19 protein-coding genes are annotated in these 16,387 nt (G+C 44.4%); 7 read left to right on the top strand and 12 right to left on the bottom strand.

Annotated features, from left to right (window positions below):
• Window positions 1–19 precede the first annotated feature (19 nt).
• From Q0171_RS03430 to ccoN, 8 genes are all read right to left on the bottom strand, one after another.
• Window positions 20–358 (bottom strand): hypothetical protein, encoded by a 339-nt coding sequence (locus Q0171_RS03430; protein ID WP_299326805.1) that lies wholly within the window; start codon window positions 356–358, stop codon window positions 20–22.
• Window positions 359–379: 21 nt separating this feature from the next.
• Window positions 380–1,123, bottom strand: a complete 744-nt coding sequence (locus Q0171_RS03425; RefSeq protein ID WP_299326803.1) for a hypothetical protein — start codon at window positions 1,121–1,123, stop codon at window positions 380–382.
• 8 nt (window positions 1,124–1,131) lie between these two features.
• Complete coding sequence (locus Q0171_RS03420) at window positions 1,132–1,752, bottom strand: hypothetical protein (RefSeq protein WP_299326801.1); 621 nt, start codon at window positions 1,750–1,752, stop codon at window positions 1,132–1,134.
• 160 nt (window positions 1,753–1,912) lie between these two features.
• Entirely contained in the window at window positions 1,913–2,113 is a 201-nt protein-coding gene (locus tag Q0171_RS03415) for a DUF4006 family protein (RefSeq protein WP_299326799.1), read from the bottom strand.
• A 10-nt stretch (window positions 2,114–2,123) separates the two neighbouring features.
• Window positions 2,124–2,999: a c-type cytochrome gene (locus Q0171_RS03410; RefSeq protein ID WP_299326797.1), complete on the bottom strand. Its 876-nt coding sequence runs from the start codon at window positions 2,997–2,999 to the stop codon at window positions 2,124–2,126.
• Complete coding sequence (locus tag Q0171_RS03405) at window positions 2,996–3,208, bottom strand: cytochrome c oxidase, cbb3-type, CcoQ subunit (protein ID WP_299326795.1); 213 nt, start codon at window positions 3,206–3,208, stop codon at window positions 2,996–2,998. Before Q0171_RS03405 ends, Q0171_RS03410 begins: the two co-directional genes overlap by 4 nt.
• A 5-nt stretch (window positions 3,209–3,213) precedes the next feature.
• Window positions 3,214–3,900: a cytochrome-c oxidase, cbb3-type subunit II gene (gene ccoO, locus Q0171_RS03400; RefSeq protein ID WP_299326793.1), complete on the bottom strand. Its 687-nt coding sequence runs from the start codon at window positions 3,898–3,900 to the stop codon at window positions 3,214–3,216.
• Window positions 3,901–3,909: 9 nt separating this feature from the next.
• Window positions 3,910–5,376 carry a cytochrome-c oxidase, cbb3-type subunit I gene (ccoN, locus tag Q0171_RS03395; protein WP_299326791.1) on the bottom strand — a complete coding sequence of 489 codons (1,467 nt, stop codon included), beginning with the start codon at window positions 5,374–5,376 and terminating at the stop codon, window positions 3,910–3,912.
• A 188-nt stretch (window positions 5,377–5,564) separates the two neighbouring features.
• On the opposite strand from ccoN, the gene Q0171_RS03390 reads away from it, so the two are divergent.
• Entirely contained in the window at window positions 5,565–6,371 is an 807-nt protein-coding gene (locus Q0171_RS03390; protein WP_299326789.1) for an outer membrane beta-barrel protein, read from the top strand.
• 91 nt (window positions 6,372–6,462) lie between these two features.
• On the opposite strand, the gene Q0171_RS03385 is transcribed toward Q0171_RS03390, so the two are convergent.
• Genes Q0171_RS03385 through Q0171_RS03375 form a run of 3 tightly spaced genes read right to left on the bottom strand, consistent with a single transcriptional unit; the run spans window position 6,463 to window position 9,160 of the window.
• Window positions 6,463–8,436 (bottom strand): primosomal protein N', encoded by a 1,974-nt coding sequence (locus Q0171_RS03385; RefSeq protein ID WP_299326787.1) that lies wholly within the window; start codon window positions 8,434–8,436, stop codon window positions 6,463–6,465.
• Window positions 8,437–8,442: 6 nt separating this feature from the next.
• Entirely contained in the window at window positions 8,443–8,916 is a 474-nt protein-coding gene (locus Q0171_RS03380) for a hypothetical protein (RefSeq protein ID WP_299326785.1), read from the bottom strand.
• A complete protein-coding gene (locus tag Q0171_RS03375; protein ID WP_150336626.1) occupies window positions 8,909–9,160 on the bottom strand; it encodes a hypothetical protein in 252 nt (83 codons plus the stop codon). The genes Q0171_RS03380 and Q0171_RS03375 overlap by 8 nt, the downstream gene beginning before the upstream one ends.
• 78 nt (window positions 9,161–9,238) lie before the next feature.
• On the opposite strand from Q0171_RS03375, the gene uvrB reads away from it, so the two are divergent.
• Window positions 9,239–11,218 (top strand): excinuclease ABC subunit UvrB, encoded by a 1,980-nt coding sequence (gene uvrB / locus Q0171_RS03370; protein ID WP_299326781.1) that lies wholly within the window; start codon window positions 9,239–9,241, stop codon window positions 11,216–11,218.
• Window positions 11,219–11,333: 115 nt separating this feature from the next.
• Here uvrB and Q0171_RS03365 read toward each other — a convergent pair whose 3' ends face one another.
• Window positions 11,334–11,483: a hypothetical protein gene (locus Q0171_RS03365; RefSeq protein ID WP_299326779.1), complete on the bottom strand. Its 150-nt coding sequence runs from the start codon at window positions 11,481–11,483 to the stop codon at window positions 11,334–11,336.
• Between Q0171_RS03365 and Q0171_RS03360 the strand changes: the two genes are divergently transcribed.
• The 5 genes from Q0171_RS03360 (at window position 11,475) to purB (ending at window position 16,201) form a co-directional block, all read left to right on the top strand.
• Window positions 11,475–12,020: a hypothetical protein gene (locus Q0171_RS03360; protein ID WP_299326776.1), complete on the top strand. Its 546-nt coding sequence runs from the start codon at window positions 11,475–11,477 to the stop codon at window positions 12,018–12,020. The two genes, Q0171_RS03365 and Q0171_RS03360, sit on opposite strands and share 9 nt — an antisense overlap.
• Before the next feature lie 18 nt (window positions 12,021–12,038).
• Window positions 12,039–13,232 carry a hypothetical protein gene (locus tag Q0171_RS03355; protein WP_299326774.1) on the top strand — a complete coding sequence of 398 codons (1,194 nt, stop codon included), beginning with the start codon at window positions 12,039–12,041 and terminating at the stop codon, window positions 13,230–13,232.
• A gap of 58 nt (window positions 13,233–13,290) precedes the next feature.
• Entirely contained in the window at window positions 13,291–13,605 is a 315-nt protein-coding gene (locus Q0171_RS03350) for a thioredoxin family protein (RefSeq protein WP_299326772.1), read from the top strand.
• 161 nt (window positions 13,606–13,766) lie between these two features.
• Window positions 13,767–14,846, top strand: a complete 1,080-nt coding sequence (locus tag Q0171_RS03345) for a hypothetical protein (protein WP_299326770.1) — start codon at window positions 13,767–13,769, stop codon at window positions 14,844–14,846.
• 23 nt (window positions 14,847–14,869) lie between these two features.
• A complete protein-coding gene (gene purB / locus Q0171_RS03340; protein ID WP_299326768.1) occupies window positions 14,870–16,201 on the top strand; it encodes an adenylosuccinate lyase in 1,332 nt (443 codons plus the stop codon).
• The last annotated feature ends 186 nt before the right edge of the window (window positions 16,202–16,387 follow it).

The raw sequence follows: 16,387 nt of genomic DNA, 5'->3' as shown, positions 1-16,387 counted from the left end.
GCAGAATCTAGCCGCCCAGCTAAGGCTTATCGCAGTGGGTTGGCACAAAAAATTTTAAAGTGCTTTGGGATTGTGTCGTGCTAAAAAGCTGCCCCTCGCAAAATGCTCCATCTGTGCCAACAATAGTATGCACTTTTGCGTTAAGCTTGGATTCTAAATCCTGCAATGCACGCTCTTGCAAAGTATCAAGCTCCGCGACAGGAAAATCACCAGTATGAGATCTCGTCAGGTAAAAATGCGCCAGAATCCCAAACGCCACACCAACGATAGCTAGAGCAAATACCACTTCAAGCATGATAAAACCATTGCTCTGGCTGCACCTATGCCTTTGTGTCTTTGGGCTGTTTATTGATTTCACCAGACTTGATCCTTTTGTCTGCTAGTTTGGTCTTGGCTTTGGCATACTGAAAAACTCTTGCTCTAGCACAGCATAGATATCCTGCTCGCCCTGCTTGGCAGTGATTTGCAGCGAGACAATCCAGCGCCCCTCAATCTCCACCTCAAATGAAGGGCTTACGAAAAGCTGTCTTTTAGCATCGAATGTCAGCTCACCTATGGGAATATGGCTTTCTTTATCTTTTGGAGTGCTTTTGATGAAAGATTTTGTGCTTGGGTCATAGATATGGATTTCTTGGGGTTTCACACCGCCAATCTTTTGGATAAAAGCCTGGATAGAAAGATCTTTGAGTGATTTGCCCTCTTCAACGCCCGCTTCAATCACATCAGCCAAGAGATAAAGTGTATTTATCTCTTTAGTGAAAAGAATTGTCGATGGATTTTGCTCATCTTTGTCTCGATGTGGAGGGCGAAAATAGGGAGAATACGGTCTAAACACGCTATCCCTCGTGGGCTTGGCATTGGCTTGGATATAGAAATCATAATACTCGCCAAGCAACATAGTATCTGCCAAAAGATCGTTGATATGCTCCTCTGTGTCGCTATGCTTTTGGAAAAATGGTTTATTATCATTTACTGGGTGTTTTACAGAGATATACACAGATACACAGATCAAAATAATACCAATAAAAATAACTGCCAAAATCCCATATGGCCAGAGGTTACGCGGATTTTTGGGAGCATTTGAATGGTGCTGGGTAGAGGATTCCTGGGTGTTGGTCGCCATGTGTGTCCTTATTTGGTTGGTTTTCTGCTGAAAAAATGCGCTACGATAAAGAGCCCGAGCAAGACAAGTATCATACCATACATAACAAACCGAACAAAAGTGCGCACGCCCTGTCCGTTTGTCTCAATATTATTCTCAAGCTTTACTTCATAATGCTCTGCAATCACATCGGCAATCTCAGCATATCCATTGAGGATAATACTAGAATATCTCTGCGGTGTGAGCTCTTGCTCTTTCTCTGGCAGCAACGGCGCCATATAATCAAAATAGATAGAATCTAGCTTTTTGCTATCAAGAAACTCATGCAAATCCTCGCTGCTTAGGAAGTCAAACTTTCTCTCCTGCACAAACAAAAACACTACGACATAGGGGGACTGCAAGCTTTGCGCAAGCTGTTCTTGGTATTCCTTGCGAGCCTGTTTTGTGGGATAAGCGGAGGGAAGCGTAATGGTATCAATAACATCAATATAAACTTTTACGCCAGTTTTATGAAAAATTTCTGCCGAAAGTGTTTGGATAAATTCGTTGGTTTTAGGAACTATGGTTTGATTTGTATTGCCTATGACAAAGCCAGAAGTTAGATTCTGGGTAGAAACAGGATTTTGCGCATAAGAAAAACTAAAGCTCAAAAAAAATGCCAAAGCCCAAAAAATGAGTCTTGGCATTGAATAATTGTTAAACAAGATGCAAAAGCCCATCAGGAATAAAAGCAATCACTATAGACACCACTGCGAGCACGACAATCAAAGCACCTAGAATTTTTTCTGCACCAGTAAACATATCAACTCCTTATCGCACATCTTGGAAGAAATCTTTATTTTCTACGCTCTGTGCTTTGATTTCTTTGTAGTTTTCGATTTTGTAGTAGTTTTGCGCATTATTGCTCTGGACACTCACAGCCAAAGTCCCAAAGCCTATCGCAAGTCCCACAACAAGAACAACTGCTACCAAAAATCCCAAAAGACCATTAACACCAAACAAGCCATTCATGCTCCGCTCCTTAATCTTGAACTTTTAGAGAGTTAATATACGCTGCTAATGCCTCAACTTGTTTCTCGCTGAAATTCGCATAGCCAAACGAAGGCATTTTACCTATGAAGCCCTTTTTGCCATTTTTTAGCACTTGCTCGACAAGCACATGGTCCCCGTAGGTGCGAAGATCTGAAGCAAAACCTTCTATACCATTAGCATTGCCACTTCCATCATTAGCATGGCAAGTAGCACAGACATTTTGATACACAACTTTGCCTGCTTCTACATCAGCCTGGGAGTATTTTGTCGATTTGCCAGGAGCAAAAGTCTTCATGATATAGGCTGCAACTTGTCGCTTTTCATCATCGCTAGCAAGCAATCCCGGAGGCATTTCTCCAGCGATATAGTTAAGCCCCTTGCTTCCTGTATCTATGGTATGGATAATACCCTCTTCTTTCCCCCATGCACGGAGATTCTGGGCTTGACCATCAATCCCCTCTGCATTTAATCCATGGCACTGCGAGCACTGCACAAGAAAAATCCCCTCACCCATGGAGATTTTATCTTCTTGGGAAAGTGTTTTCCAGCGCTCTTCAAACTTCGCATGGCTTGCTTTGACTTCTTCATTATACTGCCCGATTTGTGAGAAGCTTTTGAGAGGATAGCCAAAAAACATATACCAAAATCCCCATAGAATCACCAAGATAAAAATCACGAGCCAACCCATAGGAATATCATTTTTAAACTCTTTGATCCCGTCCCAGTCATGCTCGGCTAGCTCTCCATCATTTGAAGCATGCTTCATTTTTTTGACATAAAAGCCGATAACATAAATAGTAATCACCAAAATTACCAGTGCCCCAAGCAACCCAATAAGATTGACACTATCACTCAACCAATTCATTTCTGCTCCTTTGATTTTATTCTAGGCTCTACAAGCTCATCGTTTAAATCATCATTCACAGCCAAATTGCCACACTTTTCATAGTCATATATCCCATTTTTCTGCCTGCGCCACATAGACACTGCATAGGAATATAGAAAGATGATGAGCAAAATCGTTACGACAAAATAAACGCCAACTCGCAGATACTCTATATTTTCTGCTGTCATATAGCCTACTTCGCTCTTCTTTGTTGCCCTAGACTATTTAGGTAGGCGATCAACGCGACAATCTCTTTCACCTCGCCTTTTTCTAGAGCCTCTTTGATTTCTTGAGATTTCATATCATCAACGATTGCTTGAGCTTCTTGCAGGTAGATTTTTTTTGCTTCCTCAATATCTGCCCCAATAGCAACACCACCCTCAGTATTATATGGCACAGCAAACACTTTCATCTGCGTATATGCCTCAGCATACGCCGTATTGAAATCGACATTTTTATTATAGAGATGTTCATAAGCTGGCATTATAGAAGCTGGGACTACGCTTTTTGGGTCAAGCATGTGCTTTTCATGCCAATCAGTCGTGCGACTATCCCCGATTCTGTGGAGATCTGGTCCCGTGCGCTTAGAGCCCCATAGAAATGGTCTATCATACGCATACTCACCATTGATACTTGCCATGCCATAGCGATCGACTTCTGCTTCAAATGGGCGAATAAGCTGCGAGTGGCAGTTATAGCAGCCCTCTTTGATATATACTTGACGCCCTGCTGTTTCTAGTAGGGAGTAAGGCTTAAGCCCATCAAGCGGGCGAGAAGACTTCGAGAAGTCTGGCAGAATCTCCACCAGCCCAGCGATAGCAAATACCACTAAAAAAGCCACCGTAAAAAAGAAAGGATTTTTTTCTAACCAACTAAACATGATCTCTCCTTACGCAGCCATAGGTGAGGCTGATTTAGGCTCACTCTCTAGCTGTCTTGCTGCTGTAATTGTCATCGCAACATTGTAGATAAACATAATAAAGCCTACAAGATACATTGTTCCGCCAATCGCTCTTATCAAATAGTATGGGAATAGCACACTTACTGTGTCGATAAACTGATACGCAAGGTAGCCGTTTTGATCCACATCGCGCCACATCATTCCCTGTGTGATACCTGCGATCCACATACTAGAGAAGTAGAACACGATACCTATTGTCATAATCCAAAATTGTATATCCATGATCTTGCGTGAGTAGATTTCTCGCTTATACATTCTAGGGAGCATATGATAAGAAGCAGCGATGATTGTAAATCCTACCCAGCCAAGCACACCATCATGCACATGTCCTACAATCCAGTCAGTGAAGTGCGCTAGGGCATTGACGGATTTGATAGATTGGATTGGACCCTCAAGAGTGGAGAGCATATAGAATGTCGCTGCAAGCATAAGAAACTTGATAAGCGGAGATTCTTTAAGCTGATGCCACTGCCCACGCATTGTAAGTAGCATATTGATCGCCGTCCCCCAAGAAGGCAGAATCAAAATCACAGAAAATACAGAGCCAAGCGTTTGCACCCAATCAGGAACAGTGGAGTAAATAACATGGTGTCCGCCAGCCCAGATATAGATAAACATCAAACTCCAGAAAGAGAAAAGTGTCAGCTTATAGGAGAAAATACTCTGTCCAGATTCTTTTGGCAAGAAGTAGTAAATCACCCCGATAATTCCAGATGTGAAAACAAATGCTACCGCATTGTGTCCCCACCACCACTGGATCAGCGCGTCGTTACCACCTGCATAGAGTGAGATAGAGTGCCAGATGCTTCCTGTGCCAGCGACAAGATAGGTCGGGATAGCAAGGTTGTTAAATATAAAAAGCACAGCAATCGCCGTGAAAGTAGCAATGAAATACCATAAAGAAATATAAATCACATTTTCTCTACGAACCCCCATAGAGCCAAACATACTCACACCCCAGAGCACCCACACGACAACGACTAGCAAGTCAAGAGGCCAAATAAGCTCGGCGTATTCTTTAGACTGCGTAAGCCCGGCAAACAGCGTAACCACTGCCAAAAGCATAAGCACAATATAAATCCAAAAATGCGCCAAGCCTACAAACTTCAAAAACGGATGCTGATGATAGGTGATTTTAAGCACTCTTTGCCCCAAGTAATACCAAGCTGCCCAAATCCCACTGAGTGTGAAACCATAAATAATCCCATTTGTATGCAGCGGACGCAATCGCCCAAAAATCCCATACTCACTAGCGATGTAGTTAAGATCTGAGAACGCCAGCTGAAACGCAAGAACTACACCAATTAGCATTCCAATAAACCCAAATGCCAATGTGGAGTATAAAAACAATTTTGCTATAGAATAGTCATATTCTAAGACCGCATTGCTCTGCATTTTCTCTCCTTATTGTAGAAATTGGGATTATTCTAGCTTATTTTTCCCTGCTCTAGCCTTAAATTTTGCTTTTATCTTTGTGGTCATTTTCAAGCAGATGCGAGCCAGAATCAGCTCTGCTCCCTTGACTTGTTTTTTTTTTTTTTTTTGATTTACAATGCGCGCTCTATTTTCAAACAGGAGCAACAATGAAAAAGCTTATCCAAGTCATCTCAATCACCAGCCTGATTGCATTTAGTGCATTGCATGCGGAAGTAGATTCTGCAGAATCTAGCCCAGAATCTAGCACAAGCATAGAATCTAACTCCGCAGAATCTAAAGGCTTTTGCGCTGGAGCACATAGCAATACAGGCTGCTTTGTGGGGGTGAGTGTGGGGCTATCTCCTGCTACTTCAAGGCTTGATCTAGTTAATTCCAATGCCATTATCACTCAACAACCCAAAAAAGATGGCTTCACATTTCCTATCTCCCTAGATATTGGCTATCAGTGGTATTACGCGCAGAATGCAGGATTTCGCTTTAAAGCCTATTTGGGGTATGAAAATTTTAGTGCTAAAGACATGACAGCTTCTGCGATCTTTAATGGTGCTGTTAGCCCTACTACTTTCTCGCTCATCTCCCACGCTCTAACTTATGGGCTAGACGCTCGCTATCTTTATGATTTCATCTATGGCGGAGAGCATACATTTGGGGCAAATATTGGCTTTGGAGTAGAGGGGGTGAGCTTTTTTAATACGATTGTCGCCCCATATGGCGACCCAATGTTGCACCAAACTGAAGATGTTGCCTACCCTAACTATACGAAATTCACTTGGACTAGTGGAGTGGGTTTGCACTATTTCTATAAATCCCACCACCAGATTCTGCTCTCTTATATCTATCGTGGCTATACAGATAAACTCCAAGATCGCGTAGCGATAAATAAAATACTAAAGGGGAGCGCTTCAAGCTTCGCTAATCACACAATCCAGCTCTCTTATGCCTATAAATTCTAAGCTTCATATCAAACTAGATTCTGCTTACCAGAATCTAGTTTGCCCCACTCTATCCTAGCCAGAGATCCGCCCCTGCCCCCTAGTCTATCGATTATAATGTATCTATACAATCCATATCCACATCAATTTTTCCACCCACTGCTTGCTCCGCACTCTCAATCATTCGCACAAGGTCTATGTGCTTCTTTGCCCACAGCAGAATATGATATCGCCATTTATTTGCAATGCGTTCAATGGCATTTGCTCCAAACCCAAGCACCGCGCGGGATTCTACGCGCTCAAGTGGCTTTAGCACACGCAGCAAGGCGTGCATATGCTCTTGGGCTTTAGACTTATCTACATGATCGCAGTGGATCATCGCTAAGCGTGTGTGCGGCGGATAGAGATGCGATCGATGTGCCAGCTCCCAGCGCAAAAACACTTCATAATCTTCCAAAAACCCTGCGATCCACTCACTTTGCAAACTTTGGATAAACACCCTGCCATGCTCTTTGCGCCCCGTTCTCCCAGCGATTTGGTGCAATAATGCCACCCCCTTTTCAAAGCTGCGGAAATCTCCACCTTGTAGCACATGATCAATCCCAAGCACACATACTAATGCGACATTGTGATAATCATGCCCTTTGCTAAGCATTTGTGTGCCTACAAGCACATCAAGCCGTCCATGCTTAAAATCACCCAGCAAGGCAGTGAGCTTGTTTTGCGTGCTGGTGTGATCTTTGTCAAATATCCCTATGCGTGCGGATAAAAATGCCTCCTGCAGCTCGCGCGCGATTTGTGCAGTGCCGATACGCTTGCTAGATAGATTCTGGCTCGCACACTCTGGGCAGGTAGTCGCTAGAATCTGTGCATACCCGCAATAGTGGCAGCGTAAGGCATTATCCCCAATATGCACACTCATATTCACACTACAAAATGGACACACAAAGCCATAGCCGCATTCTAGGCAGAGTAGCGCCTTAAAATTCGCGCGAGTGGGGACAAACACAATCGCTTGCTTGCCCTGCTCCAGCACCCGCCCTATCTCGCCAAGCACCTGATCGCTTAAGGCTGTCGCGCTGGATTCTAGGCGATAATGCTTCTTGGCGCGGTAGAATCCGCCTCGTAAGCGGAAGAGATACTTACCATCAAGTGCGCGTTTGTAGCTTGTAAGGCTTGGGGTGGCAGAGCCTAGCACAACTTGAATTCTAGCGTATTTACTAAGCAAAATCGCCATATCACGGGCATTATAGTGTGGGGTGCTTTGGGATTTATACGCATCATCATGCTCTTCATCGACGATGATTGTGCCTATATTTGCCAGCGGGAGAAATAGCGCGCTACGCGCCCCTGCGATGATTTTCACGCGCTGTGTATGGAGATCATGTAGGATTTTGCGCTTTTTGGCTTGGCTAATTTTGCTATGCCATAGTGCCACACAATCCCCAAATACATTTTGCAAACGCGCGAGAATCTGCGGAGTAAGCGAGATTTCTGGCATGAGAAATAACGCACTTTTGTCCCGTAAAAGTGCTTGAGCGATGAGATGGAAGTAGATTTCTGTTTTCCCACTGCCAGTATCGCCAAAAAGCAGGCTTAGATTAGATTCTGCGCGCTTAGATTCTATAAACTCATAGGCTGCTTGCTGTGCGGAGCTTAAGGCTTGGAGGGAGGCGAGAATCTCGCGCTTACGATTGCTTGAGAGCGGAGAGCGCAATGGGGCAGCATGGAATCCAACATGCAAAGCTAGATTCTGGGGTGTGGCTAGCGGGCGCAGCAGCGCATGCTCATCACTCTTAAATGCGACAAATAGCTTATAGCTTTCCTGCAGGCTCGCATGATAATACTGCGCCATGAAATGCGCGAGAAATCGCTGCACATCGCCAAACTCACCCAAAATTTCTACAATCTCTTTGCAGGCAAATTTTGGCTTTTCACTTGGCGCGATGACAACGCCTTGGCAAGATTTGTTGCGCAGCTCTATGGTAAGTAGTGTGCCAGCGCGCAGGGGCTTTGGGCTAGCGTAAGTTAGCATGGGCGAGCGCACACCCACGGGCGCTATCTGGTAGTAAAATGCGGCGCTCATAGTGGCTTAGAGTGCGGGGGATTCTTGCTTGGGGGATTCTTGCCCTGTGTCAAATGCGCTAAACAAATCATGCACGGGGGCACTTATGGGCGCAGTAGATTCTGGGATAGTGAGCTCTAGTGAAGCTGGATTTGTAGCAGCAGAATCTAGGGTGCTAGACCCTCGAGAATCTAGCACAGAATCCGCAGGATTTGTGATGAACCTTTGGGATTCACTCGTCTCTGTGGAATCTTGTGGGGGCTTGACAAAATCTACGACCTTTGCAGCATGTATTGATTCTAGCTTCTCATGTAGCTGGGCAATCCTGGATTCTAGCTCGCATTTTTGATGGACGACATCGAGATAGGCGCGTAGGAGCACTAGCAAATCCGTCTCACCAGCAAGCTGGGCGCGGATCTCGCGGTTAGCCTCTGGATTGTAGCCCTTAAGCGATATGCCAAAATCTCTCCCAGAAATCCGCACCTCTAGCTGCTCACTCATTATTGCCCCCGCTAGATTCCTGCTTGCCATCAAGCGTGGTGGAGATTTTGTTATAGAGAGATTCTACGGCGCGGTCGCGACTGCCTATCTCTTCATAAAGTGCTGAGATTTGCAAGTCTTTTTGACTAGACTCTGCGCGTAGGGTCGCTAGCTCCTTGCGTGCGGATTCTAGCTCACTTGCTAGGCTTTCATACGCGCTAAGTAGGGTTGTGATCTTTTCTTCAAGTTGAGTGATTGATGTCATTGATATTCCTTAGGAAGTATGTGTCGCAAGCCACATTGGCTATAATTGTAGCCAAATTTTCCACAAAGGCTACCGCAAATGGCGCAATTTCTCCTACATTCCCCCTACTCTCCAGCAGGCGATCAGCCCCAAGCGATTGAAAAAATCACAGACTCTATCGCACAAGGTGCGAAATACTCCACACTTGTGGGCGTTACAGGCAGTGGCAAAACCTACACGATGGCAAATATCATCGCTAAAGCGCAAATGCCAACACTCATAATGACGCACAACAAAACCCTAGCCGCCCAGCTATATAGCGAGTTTAAGGGCTTTTTCCCAAACAATAAGGTGGAGTATTTCATCAGCCACTTTGACTACTACCAGCCAGAAGCCTATATCCCACGCCGCGATTTGTTTATAGAAAAGGATTCTAGCATTAACGATGAATTAGAGCGGCTGCGGCTTTCAGCCACGACTTCACTGCTAGCCTATGATGATGTGATTGTGATAGCTTCAGTATCGGCAAACTATGGGCTAGGCAATCCGCAAGAGTATTTAACAATGATAGAAAAGCTAGAAGTGGGGCAGGAATATAGTCAAAAGGCACTACTAACTAAGCTTGTCGATATGGGCTATACGCGCAATGACACAACCTTAGAGCGGGGAAATTTTGCTGTGCGAGGCGAGGTGATAGATATTTTCCCAGCGTATAATGAAAATGAGTTTATCCGCATAGAGTTTTTTGGCGATGAGATTGAGTGTATTAGTGTGTTTAATGCGCTAGAGCGAAGCTTTATTATCAAGCTAGAATCCTTTGTGCTGTATGCAGCAAACCAATTTATCGTAAGCCAAGAGCGACTCAAAACTGCACTAAGTAATATCGAATCCGAGCTAGAAGTCCGCCTAGCAGAGTTTGCCGCTCAAGACAAGCAGGTAGAATACCAGCGACTAAAGGGGCGCACGGAGTTTGATTTAGAGATGATTAGAGAATCAGGCATTTGCAAGGGCATTGAAAACTATGCTAGACATCTTACAGGCAAAGCCCCGGGGGAGACGCCTTACTCCTTGCTAGATTATTTTGCGCAAAAGGGCAAGCCATATTTGCTAATCGTTGATGAATCGCATGTGAGTTTGCCGCAATTTGGGGGAATGTATGCAGGGGATAGAAGCCGCAAGGAAGTGCTTGTGGAATACGGCTTCCGCCTGCCTAGCGCGCTAGATAATCGCCCCTTGCGCTTTGATGAGTTTATTAACAAAGCACCGCATTTTCTCTTTGTCTCTGCTACGCCTGCAAAGCTAGAGCTAGAGCTTAGTCAAAGCCATATTGCCGAGCAGATTATCCGCCCCACAGGGCTTTTAGACCCACTCTATGAAGTGCGAGATAGTGATAATCAAGTGCTTGATTTATACGATGAGATAAAGCTAAGGATGGAAAATAATGAACGAGTGCTTATCACCACGCTGACGAAAAAAATGGCAGAAGAGTTAAGCAAATATTATGGGGAGCTTGGGATAAAGGTGCGCTATATGCATAGTGATATTGACGCCATTGAGCGAAATCATCTTATCCGCTCACTGCGATTAGGGGAATTTGATGTGCTGATTGGCATTAACCTTTTGCGCGAGGGGCTAGACTTGCCAGAAGTGAGCCTAATAGCGATAATGGATGCAGATAAGGAAGGATTCTTACGCAGTGAGACAAGCCTTATTCAAACAATGGGGAGAGCGGCTAGGAATGTCAATGGCAAGGTGATTTTATATGCGAAAAAAGTTACAAACTCTATGCAAAGGGCGTTTGACATCACAGACTATCGCCGCGCCAAACAAGAAGCGTTTAACAAGGCGCGTAATATCACGCCAAGAAGTGTCGCACGCAATGTCGAGCAGGAGCTAAAGATCGAAAGTAGCGGACTAAGCAATCTCTATGACAAAGCAAACAAAATCCAAAAACTCCCCAAATCCGAGCGTGCCGCAATCAAAAAAGAGCTCAAAGCAAAAATGCTAGAAGCAGCGAAAAATCTGGAGTTTGAAGAGGCGGCGCGTCTGCGCGATGAGTTTGCTAAAATCAGCGACTAGGGATACCCACAAGCCAAGCGATTAGCCACAATTAGATTTCTCTAGATTCTATGCAAGCCTACCAAACAACAACCCGCGAGAAAAAGCCCCAATCCCCAGAATCTCCAAAAAGATTTTACTCAATCTTGCTCTCTAGCATCATAAGATCATTAAAGCTTCTTGCTGTGCTAGGATCGCCATAATATGGATTCCCCTGGAATCCGCAGCCTTGCAGGCAAACACACAAAAAGTATGCTACAATCAGTCCATGAAGAATATGCGCCAAGTTATTGATTCCTTTCTTGCTGATAATCGTCCCCTTGCTGGAGAACTGCGAGCTAGGCAGAATCTCTCGCGCCTTAAACTCGCTCTACCAGCAGATATGCGCACAGGAATCGTGCATATCTGCTACCGATCACCCAAGCTACTCTTTGGCTTCAATCACCCAAGCCATGTGTATAACTTCAATCATTATAAAAAAAAAGACATTATGTATTGTTTAAGACACTATGCCAGCGAGTTTGCGCCATTTCTAGAGAGTATTGGCGCACAGAGTATGGAGAAATTTCTGGCACACACACAAATCATCGCCTATATCCCAAAATCCGCCATGCAAGCTCGATTGACACAAGCCCCCATGACGAAAAATCCAGCACAAGATCTCCAGACAATTCTCACACCACGAGCGCCCTCGCGCTTCATCGAGCGAGCTTCAGGCAGCTTTGTCAATCACGCCACAGACCCAGGGCTACATGCGCAGTTTGAGCGACTACGCGCCATCATTAGCAATCTCACAGAATCCATAGATTCTGCTAACCCATAAAATCAAGCTCACATTATTATGCTAGATTTTGCTCGGGCGTATGAAGAGAGAGTAAGGGGGCTTGTAATCTTTCCGCGGGCAAACACCCCAAAAGCACGCAAAATCCTACTCCATGGCGCACCTAAATGTGGCAAAACATCGCTCGCACTCGATCTTGTGCGCCACTACAAGCGAGCAATCCTAGTTGATTGCGCGGATTTGCGGCTGGAGGTGGAGGAAGCACAAGCAGAGCTATTGAAGCAGGTGCTGGAAAAACGCTTTGATGCGCTCATTATCGATAACTACCGCCCAGAGCTCACAATCCCAACCCACCAAGACATTATCATAGTCGCTCCAAGTCCTAGGCATATCCCAGAATCTATCCGCACAAGCTTCACGACCCACTGCGTGCGACCGCTGAATTTCGAGGAATATGTCTCATGCAGCAAAAGCAACAAACTAGAATCTATATTTGCTAGCTTTCTCAAAGAAGGCAATCTCCCTGAACTGCCCTATATCCCAGAATCCAAACGCCCCCAGAGAATCCAAGAAATCATCATGCTTTATGCTAGAGAAAACACAGATATTTTTACTTTCCTACTACGCTATCAAGGCAAGCCATTTAGCACACATAATGCCTACTGCCTACTCAAGCAGCAACAAAAAATCTCCAAAGACAAGATTTACGCACTTATCCAAACTCTCCAAGATGAGCAAGTTATTTTCACTCTCCCCCACGCCACACAACGAGAATCCAAGCTGTATTTTTATAATTTTGCCCTGCCCTATGCACTCTCAAGTGCGCCAAATTTTCAAAGTATCTTTGAGAATATGATTTTCTGCGAGCTAGTGCATGCAGGTATCCGTGCATATTATGATGAAAGCTGTGATTTTATTGTGGATTGCGCACTAGACTCTGCGCTAGAATCTAGTATGTGTGAGGCTATGAGTGGCGTAGCAGGAGATGTGGCAAATGCTATAACAAGCAATGCACAAAATCGCGCAAGAAACGACACGATAGGTGGAGTGGCGATTTTCGCGCTAGCATTTCCTACGCCTATGCTCATTGAGAGCAAGCTCGCTAAGCTTACGCGCACATTTGATGAAATCCTCTTCATCAGTATCGATACAACACTCCCGCCCACCAAGCATGCGCGTGGGAACTATCGTGCAATAAGCTTTATCGACTTTGCACTAGAGTATCTGCATTTACTAAAACAACATTGCGTATAAATTTACCTTTGGGCGCTATATTTGAACACTTTTATACAATCACATACAAGGAGAGCCTATGCAAACTGCCAATCAGCAAACCCTCCCCAAACTCCTAGAATCTAGCCTATGTCTCGTAGAGATGAGTGCGCCATGGTGTCCAGACTGCCGACGGATCGAGCCAATCCTACAAAAGCTACAAGCGCAGTATCCGCAAGTGAAATTTATCCTGCTGGATTTTGATGAGAATCAAGCACTCAAAGATGAACTAGGCGTGCGCAGAATCCCGACTCTCATTTTCTACAAAAATGGTCAAGAGGTGCTCGAGCGACTTGTCGAGCCAGATAGCATACTACCCATACAAACAGCTATAGAAAATCTACTCGCCCTCTAAAAGCCACAAAGATTCTGCTTACCAGAATCTAGTATCCCAAAACCAGCAAAGAAGTGACTAGCCCCCAGGGTGGCTAGTCACATACCACGCAGCTTATTAAGCTTAGGTTGATTATAATGCGTGCTCTAATTTGGGCTTGTTAAAGGGAGCTAAGGGCTAAGATGAAAAAGTGGATTCTAGGGATTGGGCTAGGGCTTTGTGTGTGCGTGGTGTGTGGCTTGGCTGGGGTGAAAAGTGCGAGCTATGTGCAAGACTCTAGCGCGTATGTCTCCTTTGGGATTGATATACACGATATAGATAAAGTGATAGAGAGCAATGCCGCTTCACTCCTTGACTCGCAGTATGTCCGCACGCTTCAGGGCAAAAGACTGCTTGCAATCGCGGATATTGCCAATGAGACAAGCGAAGATATAGATGTCGAGCTTATGGCTAGGAAGCTTGCTAGGGCTTTAAGAAAAAGCGGTAAATTTACGCTCACAAATGCCATCGCTGGCAGTGGCGCGAAAGCTGATAGATTTATCAAAGACTCTAGGAAGCTCACAAAAGACCCAAACTACAACCAATACACCACCCACGAGCAGGACACGCTCCAAGCCCCAGAGCTATCACTTAGCGGCAAAATCGCCCAAAGGAGCAAAAAGATAGGCGAAGTTGTGAGGGTTGATTATATATTTTTACTCACTTTGAGTGATATAAAAAGTGGCAAGGTGCTGTGGGATCACGAGGAGATTATCTCTAAGGTTACAGATTCTAATGTCTCTAGTGAAATGGAGCGACAAAGTGTGGATAAGAAGCTCTTAGCCCTAAGGGAGCAGTGTAAAAATGATGATGAAAAGGCGTGTAGGGCACTTTTTGAAAAAGGGGATATAGAGTGGCTTAAGTCTGCTTGTGAAAGGCAGGTGGGCTTGGCTTGTGATGCTGCTGGCGATTATTATTATAAAAAAAATGATGTAAAGCAAGCGACACTTTGGTATAAAAAGGGTTGTGATATAGATAATTTGCTTAGTTGTGCAAGCTATTACTATCTCATAGAAAACTATACTCAAGCTTTTAAGTTGTTTACCAAAGCCTGTGATGGTGGGAGTATGGTGGCTTGTAGTAATTTGGGGTTTCTCTACCAAAATGGACAGGGTGTGAAGCAAAATGGAGCAAAAGCTCTTGAGCTTTATGGCAAAGCCTGTGATTTGGGCTATCAAGATGGCTGCGAAGCATATAAACAACTAAAAAATGCAGGGTATTAGAATCTAATCAAAAAGGAGCATTTATGGTAGAGCGATACGCAAGAGAGCAGATGAAAAAGCTATGGGATATGAATGCAAAGTATTCTGCTTGGCTAGAAGTAGAAAAGGCGTTAGTTAGAGGGTGGAATAAGCTAGGGCTAATCCCCGATAGTGATTGTGAAAAGATATGCAAAAACGCGAAATTTGACATCGCTAGGATTGATGAGATTGAAGCGGTTACTAAGCACGACTTAATCGCTTTTACCACTTCTGTGGCGGAGAGCTTGGGTGAAGAGAGCCGCTGGGTGCATTATGGGATCACTTCTAGCGATTGCATAGATACCGCAGTAGCGTTGCAAATGCGAGATAGCTTAAAGATTATTTTAGATGATATAAGACAAGTGAGAGAAGCGATAAAGGTGCGTGCATATCAGCATAAAGACACGCTAATGGTGGGGCGAAGCCACGGAATCCACGGAGAGCCTATCACCTTTGGACTCGTTTTAGCGATTTGGTATGATGAGCTAGGGCGACATTTAAAGGCGTTAGAATCCACTTTAGAAGTCATCTCTGTGGGGCAGCTAAGTGGGGCGATGGGAAATCTCGCCCATACGCCTATGGAGCTTGAAACGCTAGTGTGCAAAGAGCTTGGACTTAAACCCGCCCCTGTGAGTAATCAAGTGATACAAAGGGATAGATACGCTAGGCTTATGAGCGATTTTGCCCTGCTTGCTAGTAGCTGTGAGAAAATTGCCGTAGAAGTGCGACACCTGCAACGCACAGAAGTCTATGAAGCAGAAGAGTATTTTGAATCTGGGCAGAAGGGAAGCTCTGCTATGCCACACAAAAGAAATCCTATTTTAAGTGAAAACATCACAGGGCTTTGCAGGATTATCCGCTCTTATGCAATGCCTGCAATGGAAAATGTCGCTTTGTGGCACGAAAGAGATATTAGCCATAGTAGCGTGGAGCGATTTATTTTGCCCGATAGCTTTATCACCACAGATTTTATGCTAATGCGTTTAAAGGGGCTGCTTGAAAAGCTAGTGGTGTATCCTAAAAATATGATGAAAAATCTAAACCTTACAGGTGGGCTTGTGTTTTCACAGCGAATCTTGCTAGAACTGCCTAAAAAAGGCGTATCTCGCGAAGATGCCTATAAAATCGTGCAAAGAAATGCGATGAAAGTTTGGGGTGATTTGCAAAATGGAAAGAGTGCATTAAACGATAAGGGTGAGAGCTTATATTTGCAATATCTTTTAGCAGATAGTGAGCTTGTGGGACTTATCGGTGAAGCGGCAATTAGAGAATGTTTTGAGTTTAGCTACTACACAAAAAATGTGGATTCTATTTTCAAAAGGGTGTTTGGGGAGTGAATCTAAACGCATAAGGGACTTATATGCTACACGCAAAGATAAAGAATTTTTCTTATATAAAATCTTGCACAAAATCTTGGGGAGAGGATTTAGAGCGATATGATTTTGATAATATCAATAACCTGCCTAGCAAATGTATTGTAAATTTTGAGAATAAAAGCTTTGCTATAAGCAAGTGGGTAAGCC

The organism is uncultured Helicobacter sp. (assembly GCF_937906905.1).
GTDB lineage: Bacteria > Campylobacterota > Campylobacteria > Campylobacterales > Helicobacteraceae > Helicobacter_B.
This window is presented reverse-complemented; position numbering and strand designations above follow the sequence as displayed.